Origin of the sequence: Tessaracoccus sp. MC1756 (genome assembly GCF_014164735.1) — a bacterium.
In the GTDB taxonomy this organism is placed as follows: domain Bacteria; phylum Actinomycetota; class Actinomycetes; order Propionibacteriales; family Propionibacteriaceae; genus Arachnia.
Genome location: NZ_JACJFZ010000001.1, coordinates 222,433 through 234,678, shown reverse-complemented (window position 1 = coordinate 234,678; position 12,246 = coordinate 222,433). Strand labels below are relative to the sequence as shown.

At 69.1% G+C, this 12,246-nt stretch carries 10 protein-coding genes; 4 read left to right on the top strand and 6 right to left on the bottom strand.

Going from position 1 to position 12,246, the window contains the following annotated elements; all coding sequences use genetic code 11:
- Positions 1 to 21 precede the first annotated feature (21 nt).
- Entirely contained in the window at positions 22 to 669 is a 648-nt protein-coding gene (locus tag H5393_RS01060; RefSeq protein WP_182765178.1) for a hypothetical protein, read from the bottom strand.
- Positions 669 to 1,301 (bottom strand): hypothetical protein, encoded by a 633-nt coding sequence (locus H5393_RS01055; protein ID WP_182765177.1) that lies wholly within the window; start codon positions 1,299 to 1,301, stop codon positions 669 to 671. Before H5393_RS01055 ends, H5393_RS01060 begins: the two co-directional genes overlap by 1 nt.
- Before the next feature lie 122 nt (positions 1,302 to 1,423).
- Between H5393_RS01055 and H5393_RS01050 the strand changes: the two genes are divergently transcribed.
- On the top strand, positions 1,424 to 3,313 hold the full coding sequence (locus H5393_RS01050; RefSeq protein ID WP_182765176.1) for a phosphoenolpyruvate carboxykinase (GTP): 1,890 nt from the start codon (positions 1,424 to 1,426) through the stop codon (positions 3,311 to 3,313).
- A gap of 84 nt (positions 3,314 to 3,397) precedes the next feature.
- Here the strand turns inward: H5393_RS01050 and H5393_RS01045 are convergent, their stop codons facing one another.
- Positions 3,398 to 4,594 (bottom strand): leucine-rich repeat domain-containing protein, encoded by a 1,197-nt coding sequence (locus tag H5393_RS01045; protein WP_182765175.1) that lies wholly within the window; start codon positions 4,592 to 4,594, stop codon positions 3,398 to 3,400.
- Between the two features lie 93 nt (positions 4,595 to 4,687).
- Here H5393_RS01045 and H5393_RS01040 point away from each other — a divergent pair, with 93 nt between their 5' ends.
- From H5393_RS01040 to H5393_RS01030, 3 genes are read left to right on the top strand one after another with little or no spacing between them, the layout of a single operon-like run.
- Complete coding sequence (locus H5393_RS01040; protein ID WP_182764052.1) at positions 4,688 to 5,107, top strand: glutaredoxin domain-containing protein; 420 nt, start codon at positions 4,688 to 4,690, stop codon at positions 5,105 to 5,107.
- A gap of 43 nt (positions 5,108 to 5,150) precedes the next feature.
- Positions 5,151 to 6,650, top strand: a complete 1,500-nt coding sequence (locus H5393_RS01035; RefSeq protein ID WP_182765174.1) for an amidohydrolase — start codon at positions 5,151 to 5,153, stop codon at positions 6,648 to 6,650.
- 8 nt (positions 6,651 to 6,658) lie between these two features.
- Complete coding sequence (locus tag H5393_RS01030; RefSeq protein WP_220488137.1) at positions 6,659 to 7,684, top strand: Gfo/Idh/MocA family protein; 1,026 nt, start codon at positions 6,659 to 6,661, stop codon at positions 7,682 to 7,684.
- Here the strand turns inward: H5393_RS01030 and H5393_RS01025 are convergent.
- From H5393_RS01025 to H5393_RS14395, 3 genes are all read right to left on the bottom strand, one after another.
- Complete coding sequence (locus H5393_RS01025; protein WP_182765172.1) at positions 7,662 to 10,454, bottom strand: cation-translocating P-type ATPase; 2,793 nt, start codon at positions 10,452 to 10,454, stop codon at positions 7,662 to 7,664. The genes H5393_RS01030 and H5393_RS01025 overlap by 23 nt on opposite strands.
- A 155-nt stretch (positions 10,455 to 10,609) precedes the next feature.
- The gene (locus tag H5393_RS01020) at positions 10,610 to 11,980 is read right to left on the bottom strand and encodes a sn-glycerol-1-phosphate dehydrogenase (RefSeq protein WP_182765171.1); all 1,371 of its coding nucleotides are present in this window, start codon (positions 11,978 to 11,980) and stop codon (positions 10,610 to 10,612) included.
- A complete protein-coding gene (locus H5393_RS14395) occupies positions 11,970 to 12,101 on the bottom strand; it encodes a hypothetical protein (protein ID WP_255436235.1) in 132 nt (43 codons plus the stop codon). Before H5393_RS14395 ends, H5393_RS01020 begins: the two co-directional genes overlap by 11 nt.
- Positions 12,102 to 12,246: the final 145 nt, after the last annotated feature.

Here is a 12,246-nt window from a genome sequence, read left to right as displayed (position 1 = left end):
CGCCGCGGCCCGCGGAGCGGCTCAGTAGACTGCGAGCTTGCCCTGATCGTCGTTGCAGACGAGGCCCACTCCGGTGGGCAGTTCCAACCCGGTGAGCTCCGCGCAGTCCGGCGTCGCCTGGAGCACCGTCAGGAGATGCCACTGGCGCGTCTCGCCGTCCTCTCCCCAGATCGCCTGGCCACCACCACAGTCCGTGCTGATCGTGCCGAGGATGAAGCCGTCCTGGTGCTTGCTCATCACGCTGAGGCCCAGCACGGTGCAGCCGTCCGTACCGGCGGACGTCATCGCGTTCTCCGCGTAGTCGCGGAACGCCGGTGACGCCTCCTCAAGCAGGTGGAGCTGCGAGTAGGCGACATTGTGGATGTGGCGGTCCTCCCACCCGTTGGTGGGTTGGAAGTCCGGACCCGCCCCAGCCGACTGCATCGAGGTGAGCTCGCTGGAGCGCGCAGCCGCCCTCGACATGACCTCGTCCACCTCGGCGGCGGCCTTGGCCTGCTTCTCCGCGGCAACGACCTCCTCCGGGAGCTCTTCATCGGCGGCGTCCTTGGGGACACCGAACGACGGAGCCAACTGCCTGGCCGACACGGCCGACGACACCATGGAATCCGGGGCGCACGCGGGCAACAGCAGCAGCGCCGCGGCCGGGGCCGCGAACCAGGTGGCCCTCATCAGAAGTCCCGGGCCGAACCGTCGTCGCCCAGACAACGCAGGCCCGGGGCGCCTGCGGGGATGCCGTTGTAGGCGAGGTCCGCGCAGGGCACGGGGTCGCCGAACTGAACGATGTAGTGCCACTGGTTGTCGGTGATGCCCCACACCACTTCGCCGCCCGCGCAGTTCGACTCCTCAGTGCCATAGGCGAAGCCGTCGGAGTGAATGCCGTGGAGGATGACCTCCTCGGTGACGCAACCGGTCTCGTCCTCGACGCCGACGCGGCTGGTGAGGAACGCGCGCAGCGACTCCGGCAGTTCGGTGGCCTTGATGATGTCGGCGCCCGAGCGCAGCGTCAGGTCCAGCTTCGTCCAGGGGCCGCCCTCCTGCGGGGGCTGTTCGACCGGGGACAGGCTGGTCGTCGACTCGGCGGTGGGAGGCGGGGCGGACTCCCTGGCCGACGCGGATTCACTGGGCGAAGCCGACTCCGACGCCACGATCTCCGTCTCCGCCGTGGGCGGTGGTTCAGTGGCGCCGGGCGTGGTCATGTCAACCGCCGGCGCCGTGGGGGACGGCGCGGCCGGTTCGGGGGAACACCCGCCCAGTGCAGCTGCACACGCGAGCACGCCCGTCAGGATAACTGCCGTTCGCACCCCAGCACTGTAGCAGCGTGAGACAAAGTCCCATCAAGTAGCAATGAATGAAAATGTCTGGCTATGGTGGAAATGGAAGCGCTCAACGGAGATGCGTGATTCCACCGCAACGAAGGGGTCCCATGACAACCGCCACCCAAGTTCACCGGAAAACACGAGCCGACCTCCCCGCCACGGGCGAGGCACCCACCCACCCGAAGCTGGTGGCATGGCTCGATGAAGTTGTCGAGCTGTGCCAGCCCGACGCCATCCATTACTGCGATGGTTCCGACGCGGAGTACGACCATCTGGTCCGCGTCCTCGAAGAGGCGGGCACTGTCATCCGCCTCAACGACGAGAAGCTACCCAACTCGATCTACGCTCGCACGGACCCGGACGACGTGGCCCGCGTCGAGGACCAGACGTTCATCTGCTCCGAGGACGAGCGCAACGCCGGCCCCACCAACAACTGGATGGCCCCGGCCGAGATGAAGCGCGTCATGAAGGGCCTCTACGACGGCTGCATGCGCGGGCGCACCCTGTACGTCATCCCGTTCTGCATGGGCCACATCGAGGCCGACGACCCGAAGTTCGGCGTCGAGGTCTCCGACTCCGCCTACGTGGCGTTGTCGATGCGGATCATGACCAGGATGGGAGCCGAGCCGCTCAAGGCGATGACGGACACCCAGGCCGACTTCGTCCCCTGCCTCCACTCGGTGGGCCTGCCGCTCGAGGAGGGCGAGCAGGACGTGCCGTGGCCCTGCTCGGAGACCAAGTACATCGTCCACTTCCCCGACGAGCGGATGATCTGGTCCTACGGCTCCGGCTACGGCGGCAACTCCCTGCTGGGCAAGAAGTGCTACTCGCTGCGCATCGCCTCCGTCATGGCGCGCGACGAGGGCTGGATGGCCGAGCACATGTTGATCCTGCGCCTCATCTCCCCGGAGGGCCGCAAGTACCACATCGCGGCCGCGTTCCCGTCGGCCTGCGGCAAGACCAACCTGGCCATGCTCGAGCCGACGGTCCCCGGCTGGAAGGTCGAAACCCTGGGCGACGACATCGCCTGGCTCCGCTTCGGTGAGGACGGCCGGCTGTACGCCACCAACCCGGAGACCGGCTTCTTCGGCGTGGCGCCCGGCACCAGCTACGAGACCAACCCCAACGCCATGCGCACCATCGCCAAGGGCAACTCCATCTTCACCAACGTCGGCCTCACCGCCGACGGCGACGTGTGGTGGGAGGGCATGACCAAGGACAAGCCCGAGAACATCACTGACTGGAAGGGTCGCCCCTGGAGCGGCTCGACCGGTCCGGAGGGTGGCCGCAAGGACGAGAAGGCGGCGCACCCCAACAGCCGCTTCTGCACGCCTATTGAGCAGTGCCCCATCCTGGCGGACGACTACCACAACCCGCAGGGTGTGCCGATCGACGCGATCGTCTTCGGCGGCCGTCGGGAGAACACCATCCCGCTGGTGACGCAGTCGCGCAACTGGAAGCACGGCGTCTTCATGGGCGCCACCTGTTCCTCGGAGACCACCGCTGCGGCGAAGGGTGCGGTCGGCGTGCTGCGCCGCGACCCCATGGCGATGCTGCCGTTCATCGGCTACCACGTGGCCGATTACGTGCAGCACTGGATCAACATCGGCAAGAAGGCCGACGAGGCCAAGCTGCCGAAGGTGTTCTACGTCAACTGGTTCCGCCGCGACGGGGACGGCCGCTTCATGTGGCCCGGGTTCGGCGAGAACTCCCGCGTGCTGAAGTGGATCGCCGAGCGCGTCGACGGCAAGGCCGACGCCGTGGAGACCCCCACCGGCTTCGTCCCCACGAAGGAGTCGCTCGACGTCGACGGACTCGACATCTCCGACGAGGACCTGGAGGCCGTGATCAGCTACCGCCCGCAGGAATGGCACGACGAGGTCCCGCGCATCGGACGCTGGTTCGACAGCTTCGGCTGGCGTCTCCCGCGCGAACTGGTCGACGAACTGCGTCACCTGGAGGTCGCCGTCGGGCGCGCGCCCAGCTCGATGTGGTGATGAACCTGCACCGACCTGCCCGCTGAGCAACGATCGCCGGCATCGCCCCGTTCGGGCGGTGCCGGCGATCGTCGCGCGGGGGGGTCAGCGGACGATCTCGAGCCCGTCTGCCACCTTCTGGTCCAGCGGCGACCAGTCGGTGACCGGGTTGTTCTTCAGGGACAGGAACGTCAGGTTCTCCAGAGCCGCGAACGGGGAGACGTCGGTGATCTCGTTGTCGTCCAGGTTGATTGCCACCAGCAGCGGCAGCTCCGTGACGAACGAGGCGCCGGTCAGGCCCGCGTTCATGGCCATGAACGTCTCAAGGCGATCGAGGTCGGTCACGTCGGAGGCCTTCAAGCCGGTCACCGGGGCGTCGGGGCCGCCGATGAGTAGATGCTCGAGCCCGCGGAGCGCGTTCAGGTCGGACAGGTCGGCCAGCGGGACCTGGTACAGATTGAGGCTCGTCAACTTCGACAGCGAGGTCAGGGGATCCAACGAGAGGGCCCCGGCGGTGTAGCGCCGTCCCTGGATGTCGAGTTCCGCGAGATCCCTGGCCACCTCGATGCCTCCGAGGTCCTGGACGGTATATCCGTTGGCCGTGGTGCATTTCAGGGTGACCAGCCCCTCCACCTCCGAGCGCAGGATCCGGTCGTGCCCCGTCTGCGCTCGGACGCAGTTGGTCAGGGAGCGGTCAGCGAAGGTGACCTCGTCCACGGGCTGGGTCGGCTCGGGCGACGCGGTGACGGTGGGGATCCCGATCGGCACCTCAGCCACCGTGCGGTCGTCGGTGAAGCGGACGATGTTGTTGAAGACCCACTGGTCCTGCCAGCCGTAGACGCCGGCGGCACGCTCCCCCGCGGTCTGGGTGACGACGGTTGCCATGGCGTAGGAGCGGCACCCACGGCGCCCGGTTCGCTCGTTGTCGCACTCGGTCCACCACTCGCGGCCGTCCGGGGCCGTCCAGTTGCCCGGGTTGGCGAGCGGGTTGGAGCCCCAGAGCTTCCGTGATGCGGGGAGGTAGGTGAGGTTGTTGAAGGCCCAGCCTGTAGTGCGCGTGAACGTGCGCTTCGCACCGTCGTCGAGGTGCGCGTAGGTGATCACGGTGGCCTTGATCTCCGTGCGGCACCGGGTGGTCCGGGAATACGGTTCGCAAGCGGTGCGCCATTCCCGCCCGTTGACCACGTGGATGCCCTCGGTGGTGTAAACATCGACCTCTGCATGCGCAGGCCCGGCTGGCCCGAGGAGTGCCGGCACGACCACCAGCACTGCCGCGAGAAGGAGCTTGAACCAAGAACTCATCATTGCCCCCATCACCGTGCCGTCATCGGCGCTGAGGGCGACCCTAACAGAGCCGCCGCCTCGGCCGGGCGCGACCTCGCCTAACCTGGGGCCATGCAGCGGTTCACGTGGCTCATCGTCCTCATCGCCGGTCTGGCGTTCGCCTTCTCCATCGAGGGCTGGAAGGTGACCGCCGTCAGCGCGCTGCTGGCGGTGTGCGTGATTCTCCTCGCCTGGTGGATGAGCCCGTTCTCCGGCGGCCGCACCAAGCGGCACGCCGACGTCATGGCGCTGCCCGCCGAGCAGCGCCGCGTCGTGGCCTACTGGCGGCCAGGCTGCATCTTCTGCCAGAGACTCCGGGGCGGCCTCGGGAGCGATGCGAAGAAGGTCACGTGGATCAACATCTGGCAGGACCCGGACGCGGCGGCATTCGTCCGCAGCGTCAACAACGGTGATGAGACCGTCCCCACCGTCGTGGTCGACGGCGAGGTGCTGGTCAACCCTGATCCGAGGACGGTTCGCGAGGCCCTCTGAACCGCCGTTGACAACGCATTCTCTTGAGTGAGACGGTGCATGGGTGAGCGGTTCTGTGCTGGTGAGTGGTGGTCTGGTAGTCGGTCTCGACGGGGAGGGCGAGCGGGCCGTCGACGTGCGGATCCGCGACGGGGTGGTCACCGAGGTGGGGCCGTCTCTGCCGGTCCGGGGCGAGGAGGTCGTCGACGCCTCGGGCTGTTGGCTGATCCCCGGGCTGTGGGACAAGCATGTGCATTTCGGCCAGTGGGCCCGCTCCACCACGTGGATTGGCCTCGCGGGCACCGTCGGCCCTGAGGAGGTCTGCGCCCGGGTGGCGGAGGCCCTGGAGATGCGTCGCGACGACGGCCGCATCGCAGTGGGGTTCGGCTACCGGTCCGCGGCGTGGGAACGCGTGGGCACCGTCGCGGAACTGGATGCGGTGTCCGGCTCCCAGCCCGTCGTACTGATCTCCGGCGACGCGCACAACGGCTGGCTGAACTCGGCTGCACTGGAGCGCCTGGGGGTCGCGGCCCGCCCGGACCCCATGACGGAGAACGAATGGTTCACCACGCTGGCGCGGCTGACGGCGATGCCGGAGCAGGCCGCCACCGTCGAGGAGGAGGGCGCCGCCGTCGGGTACCTGGCGTCGCGCGGGCTGGTGGGCATCGTAGACCTCGAGTTCGCCGATGCCTTCCGCCACTGGCCCCGCCGCGTGGCCGCCGGGATCCGCGGGTTGCGCGTGCGCGCCGGCGTCTATCCCCCGCAACTCGATGACGTCCTCGGAGCAGGCTGGCGGACCGGCGACACGCTGCCCGGTGGCGACGGGTTGATCACGATGGGGCCGCTGAAGATCATCACCGACGGGTCGCTGGGCACCCGGACGGCGTGGTGCTGCGAGCCCTACCTGGGCCTGCCCGCCGACGACCCCCACCCCTGCGGCGTGGTCAACGTGGCGGGCGAGGAGTTGGTAGCCCTGCTGGACCGGGCGCGGGAGGCCGGCCTGGAACTGGCGGTGCATGCCATCGGGGACCGGGCGAACCAGGCGGCCCTCGACGCCTTCGAGGCCACCGGCGCGGCCGGCTCGATCGAGCACGCGCAGTTGTTGCGCCGCGAGGACGTGCCGCGGTTCGCGCGCCTGGGGTTGACGGCCAGCATGCAGCCGCACCACCTCGTCGACGACCGCGACATGACCGAGCGCTGGTGGGGCGACCGCGCGGACCGGACGTTCCTGGTGAAGTCGCTGCTCGATGCCGGCGCCACCCTCGCCTTGGGTTCCGACGCGCCGGTGTCGCCGCCGGATCCGTGGCTCGGCATCGCCGCTGCGGTGTACCGAAGCGGCGACGACCGGCCGGCGGTGCAGCCGGAGGAGTCGCTGACCGCGCGCGAGGCCCTTGCCGCGTCCGTCGACGGCCGGCGCATCAGCGTCGGCGGTCCGGGCGACGTGGTGCTCCTCCGCACGGATCCGCTGGCGGACCATGGGTCGCCTGTTGCCACTGCCGCTGCCCTGCGTGCCATGGAGGTCGTTGCCACCATCTGCGACGGGGCCCTCACCGCACGGCCATAATGGGGCCCATGATCACGCTGCCCACTTCCCGTGTCCCGGACCCGATGACCGCTCCCCCGCTGCGCTGGGGGGTGCTGGGCACCGGCTGGATCGCCGAACGGTTCTTCGACGCCGCGCACACGCACACGCAGCAGCGGCTGACCGCCGTCGGCTCCAGGACGCAGAGCAGGGCCGACGAGTTCGCGGCCCGGTTCCAGTCGCCCCGGACCTACGGCTCGTACGAGGCTCTGGTGTCCGACCCGGAAGTGGACATCGTCTACGTCGCCACGCCCCACAGTGAGCACCTGGCCAACGCGCAGCTGGCCATCGAGGCCGGCAAGCACGTGCTGGTGGAGAAGGCCTTCACCGAGACCGCGGCCCAGGCCCGCGAGCTCATCGACGCAGCCCGCGACGCCGGCGTCGCCGTGATGGAAGCCATGTGGACGCGGTTCATCCCCCACACTGATGTCATCCGCCAGCTGTTGGCCGACGGCGCGCTCGGCGAGATCGAGACCGTCTTCGCCGACCACGGCCAGTGGTTCGCCGACGACCCCGAGTCGCGGCTGTTCGACCCTTCCAAGGCCGGCGGCGCGATGCTCGACCTCGGCGTCTACCCCGTCTCCTTCATGCACTTCGCACTCGGCTCCCCGGGCCGTGCCCTGTCGCTCGGCACGCGGGCCTTCACCGGCGTCGACCGGCAGATCTCCGCCGTCTTCGACGGCTTCGGGGCATACCCGAACGCGAACGCGCTCATCAACACCACGTGCAAGGCGCTCACGCCCACCCGCGCCTTCATCGCTGGCACGAAGGCCACCGTCGACGTGCCCACCTTCTTCTACGGACCGCAGCAGTTCACCCTGCGCACCGTCGACGGCGAGACCCAGCTGAGCGAGCAGCCCACGCTCCTCGAGCACGAGGGGCTGGCCTACGAGGCCGCCCACTTCGCCACCATGGTGGCCGAGGGCCGCGTCGAATCCGAGTGGATGCCGTGGGACGAGACCCTCGCGGTGATGGACACGATGGAGGCGCTGATCACCTCGCTGCCGCGCGCCTGACGACCTTGACGATCTCCTCGTAGACCAGGACGGCGACGCCTGCGCCCACGGCCACCGCCCAGTGGGCCAGGTCGAGCGACGTGGTGCCGAACGCGTGCTGCAGGAACGGCACCTGCACGACGGCGACCTGCGCCAGTGCGGCCCCGAGCAGCGACACCCACAGCCACGTGTTCGTGAACAGGTGGCTGAAGGCGCTGCCCATGTCGGAGCGGGAGTTCAGCGCGTTGAACAGTTGCATCATCACCAAGGCGGTGAACACCGTGGTGCGCGCGACATCCAACTGCTGCTCAGTCCCGACGAGGTGCTCGAGCCCGCCGAGGAAGCCACCGGGCAGGCTCAGGTCGTAGATGACCAGGCTGATGAGGCCCATCACCAGGCCGGTGCCGATGATGCGCGCCCACATGTGGCCGTCGATGATCCGGTCGTCGTAGGCGCGCGGTTTGCGGCTCATCACGTCGTCGATCTCCGGGTCCACGCCCATGGCCAGCGCCGGCCCGGAATCGGTGACCAGGTTGATCCAGAGGATCTGGGTGGCCAGCAGGGGCACGACGGTGGCCCCGGGGTTGGCGGGATCCGCCAGGCCGATGAACGAGCCCAGCACCACGCCGAGGAACACCGTGGCGACCTCGCCCATGTTGGAGCTGAGCAGGTAGCGGATGAACTTCTTGATGTTGTCGAAGATGACCCGGCCCTGACGGACCGCGGCCACGATCGTGGCGTAGTTGTCGTCGCCGAGGATCATCTCCCCGGCCTCCTTGGTCACCTCGGTGCCGGTGATCCCCATCGCAATGCCGATGTCGGCAGATTTCAGCGCCGGGGCGTCGTTGACGCCGTCGCCGGTCATCGACACGATCTGGCGGTCCGCCTGCAACGCGTCCACGATGCGTAGCTTGTGCTCCGGCGACACCCGGGCATAGACCGACGTGCGGCGCACCAACTCAGTGAGTTCGTCGTCGGAGAGGCCCTCGAGGTCGCGGCCGGTGACGGCCCTGGGCGCGCCTGAACCGTTGTCGGTGATGCCCAGGTCCTGGGCGATCCGGGAGGCGGTGACGGGATGGTCGCCGGTGATCATGACGGTCTTGATGCCGGCGCGGTGCGCCTCGGCGATGGCCTGGGCGGCCTCGTCGCGCGGAGGGTCGATGATGCCGACGACGCCCACCCACACCAGGTCGTGCTCGGCGGTCTCGTCGAAGCCCTCGGGGTCCGCCTCGCCCGCCTCCCGCCAGGCGACACCGAGCGTCCGGTAGCCCTGCTCGGACAGACCGACGACGGCCTGGCCGAGTTCCTCGCGACGCTCGTCCGTGAGCGGCCGCTGGGTGCGGCCCACCTGTTCCTCGACGCAGCGCTCCAGCAGCACGTCGGGCGCGCCCTTGGCGAACAGCCGTTGTTGGTCCTCGCGGTGCCCGAGCACGGACATGAGTTTGCGCTCGGAATCGAACGGGGCCTCCGCGTCGCGCTCGTACCAGCCGACGCGCTCGGTGACACCCTCGAGTTTGTGCTGGGCCACGACGAACGCAGCCTCTGTGGGATCTCCCTGGATGCTCCAGGTGCCGTCGTCGTCCTGGGTCAGTTGGGCGTTGTTGGCCAGCACGCCGGAGGCCAGGAGCCGGCGGGCCTCAGCGGCGGCCTCGTCCCCACCGTCGATCTCGACCCCTCCCTCCGGGGCGTAGCCGGTGCCGCCGAGCCTGACCCTGCCCGAGGCGGTGACGATCTCGCGCAGCGTCATCTCGTTGCGCGTGAGGGTGCCGGTCTTGTCGGAACAGATGACCGACACGGAACCGAGCGTCTCGACGGAGTGGAGGTCCTTCATCACCGCGTTGCGCCGCGCCATCACCTGGACGCCGATGGCCAGCACCAGGGACAGGATGGCGGGCAGGCCCTCCGGCACGGCGGCGACGGCGAGGGAGACCCCCATCAGCAGGATGTCGACGGCCTCGTCGAGGCTGCGCACGCCGTTGACGAGCGCGACGGCCCCCATCACGACGATGGCGATCACGACGACCAGCAGCCCCAACATCTTCGAGATCTTCGCGATCTCCTGCTGCAGCGGCGACGGGTCGCGCTGCGTCTCGTCGAGCAGCGTGGCGATGCGGCCCATCTCGGTGTCCATGCCGGTGCCGGTGACGACGGCGCGGCCGACGCCCCGCGAGACAGCGGTGCCCTTGAAGACCATGTTGACCCGGTCCCCCAGCGCCGCCTCGCCCGACAACGTGCCGGGGTCCTTCTCCACGGGTTCGGACTCGCCGGTGAGCGAGGCCTCCTGCACCTTCAGTGACGACGACGTGAGCAGCCTGCCGTCGGCGCCCACCGCGTCTCCCTCCGAGAGCACCAGGATGTCCCCGGGGACGATGACCGACGACGGGACATCGGTGAGTTTGCCGTCGCGCAGCACGGTGGAGTGCGTGGCCGTCATGTCCGACAGTGCCGCGACGGCGTTCTCGGCCTTGTTCTCCTGAACGAAGCCGAGCACCGCGTTGGCCACCACGATGATCGCGATGACGAGCGCGTCGACGGGCAACCCCGAGGCTCCCTCGGCGAACCAGGCGAAGAGGGAGATGACGATCGCCACCAGCAACAGGTAGATGAGCGGGTCTGCGAACTGGCGCAGGAAGCGGCGCCAGGCGGGTTCGGCTTCGGCACCGCGCAGCTCGTTGGGCCCGAACTGTTCGAGGCGTTCGGCGGCCTCCTGCGAGGTGAGGCCGTTGCGTGGATCGACCGTGATCTCTGCGGCCACGTCGTCTGCGGATTTCGTGTATGCCGGTGCGGTCATGGGCGCAAACTCGCTTTCACAGGTGCCTTTCTTCCACCATACGCGCGTCCCCTATCGTCGAAAGCTCAGGCGACCAGGCTGCGGGGCTCCTCGTCGGCCAGCGCGAATCCAGCGGCGTGGGCCTCCGGGGACGAGGCAGAGAGGACCGCCAGCGGTCACTTACTCCAGATGGAATCGAAGACATCGGCGACGAGGTCGTCGAAGATGCCGAGCTCCCATGCCACGTCCAGGGCGGTGTAGCGGGAGCGGTAGAACATGGCCTTGGGAAACATGGTGCGCACGTCGTCGCGCGTCACGCCGATGTCCTCAGGCCGGGACGGGGCACCCGCCTCGCGCAGCATGGTGCTGAGTTCGGCGGTGGTGACCAGTTGGGCGCGCAACTCGTCCACGACGGCGGGCCATCGGTCGAGCAGGGGCTGCAGGCGTGCGACGAGTTCGTCGCCGGCCGCGTACTTGGCACGGGTCTCCCGGGCGGCGTGGTCCGCCAGCGCACCAGTGAAGCGGCTGCGGATGTCAGCCTCGATCTCGCTCCACGGAGCGCGGGCGGCGGCCGCTGCAGGCAGGTCGATCGCGGTGAGGTCGCGGGCCAGCAGCGCCTCGTAGAAGGCGCACATGGCGAGGGAGCCGACGGCCACCTTGAAGCCGTGCGACAGGGGCGGGTTGCGGTCGGCGCCCAGCCCCTCGATCTCCCACAGGTGGGCGAAGTAGTGCTCGGCACCGGAGGCCGGGCGCGTGCCGTCGTAAGCCTGCATGGCCAAGCCGGAGAGGCATAGCCCCTCGACCAGGCCGGAGAAGGCCTCGACGTTGCCGGCCGCCAGTTCCGCCGGGCGGGACAATGCGGTCGCCACGCCCGACTGGACCATGTCCCACACGGCCCGGTCGATGGGCTCGACGCCGGTGTGGTGCGCGAGGATCCAGTCGGCGCCGCCCGGGATCTTGGCGACGAGGTCGCCGTAGCCGGAGGCGGTCATAGTCGGCGGCGCGGCGGCCACCACGTCGAGGTCCATGATGACCACGACGGGGGCCTTGCAGTTGCGGGTGGCCTTGACGCCGTTCTCCGTCATGGGGGCGCCGGCGCCGGTGTAACCGTCCATGGAGGCGGCGGTGCCGACCACGGCGTAGTCGCGGCCCAGCTCGAACGCGGCGAGCTTGACCAGGTCGTTGATGGTGCCGGAGCCCAGCGCGATGGGCAGGTGCGTCCCGGGTGACTGGGGGGAGGCGGTGGCAGCATCGTCGGACGTCAGTGCGCGCTGGATTTGCAGGCAGTTGTCGTAGGACGCGTACAGCGCGGGCTGGCCGGGGAAGACCAGCGGTTCAGCGACCTCACACCCGGCCTCGCGCAGGGAGGCGACGAGGGGCTCCCCCGCCACGGCCCACGTGTTCTCATCGGCCACGATGAGGAACGGACCGGTCCCGAGGTGGGCGGCGACGAGCCGCCCACTCTCTGCGAGCGCACCGCGCTCCACCGCCGCGCCCACCGTGTCGATTGCTCGGCTCAGGGCCGCGCGGAGGGTCTCACTCGTCACGGCCGAACACCACCTCGACGCCGAGGGCGAGGGCGGGGGTCGCGTCGACCCGCCGGGTGTTCTCGCCCGGGAAGGCGGGAGCGTCCTTGGCGCCCTCGATGACTCGGGTGGTGTATGCCATGTTCGTTCCTTCACTCGTTCTACGAGGTGGTCGTGGACTGACCGATGCTCCAACCACGCTATGGCAACGCGCCGCACACCGTTGACGAAAGGCGAGTACAACGCGGGCCTGTCGGGTGATGTGCCTGTCCTTCCCAGTTCCGGGT